Genomic DNA, 714 nt, shown 5'->3' on the forward strand with positions numbered 1-714 from the left:
CCGCGGAATTGGACCGTGATTAAACCCGCTGCTGCGGACGTCTGGCGATATCCATATCTTTGGCATCGCCAACACGGAGACGGCGAGACCGAAGGCCGGAAGTCACGGCCTGTGGCCTTTGTGGCTGTCCTTCCTGGGAAAGCCGGGGGTACCAACCTCTTCATACTTGCAATCACTTCCACACAGCCGGGTCGTGATCGCGTTGCAGTCAGCATCCCGGAAATTGAACGCCACCGTGCGGGCCTCGATCCTATGCCCCTTTGGGTCATGGTCGATGAGTACAATCATGATATCCTGGAAGCGTCGGCCTATTTCGAGCCGGGTGCGCGAATTGGCGCGTTCAGCCCGTCATTTCACAAGAAAATTATGTTCGCTTTTACTGCGGTTGTCCGCACGGGTCAGTCCAAAGCAATCCCGCGCGGACTGAATCGACAGGGCAGAGCACGATCGTGAGGGACCAAAAATGCCATCGACCGAACTGCTCATCGCGTTTTTCGCCACCACGGCGATCTTCGCCTACATTCCAGGCCCGGCCATGCTCTATGCCGCCGCGCAGACGATGGCGCGCGGCCGCTGGTCCGGCCTGACGGCGGCGCTGGGCATTCATCTGGGCGGCTACGTGCATGTTTTCGCCGCGGCCGCCGGGCTGTCGGTGCTGTTTCATGCCGTGCCGACGCTCTACCTGGCGGTCAAGCTGGTCGGTGCGCTCTATCT

The 714-nt window shown here is 60.4% G+C and carries 2 protein-coding genes; both read left to right on the top strand.

Annotation, left to right across the window (positions count from 1 at the left end):
* The first annotated feature begins 15 nt into the window (after positions 1-15).
* A complete protein-coding gene (locus tag EN969_RS35695) occupies positions 16-453 on the top strand; it encodes a hypothetical protein (protein WP_063168812.1) in 438 nt (145 codons plus the stop codon).
* A gap of 10 nt (positions 454-463) precedes the next feature.
* Positions 464-714, top strand: a 251-nt coding sequence (locus EN969_RS33865) for a LysE family transporter (protein WP_164758787.1), incomplete at its 3' end; no start/stop codon positions are given.

It is taken from the genome of Mesorhizobium sp. M7A.F.Ca.CA.003.01.2.1 (genome assembly GCF_003998945.1).
GTDB lineage: Bacteria > Pseudomonadota > Alphaproteobacteria > Rhizobiales > Rhizobiaceae > Mesorhizobium > Mesorhizobium ciceri.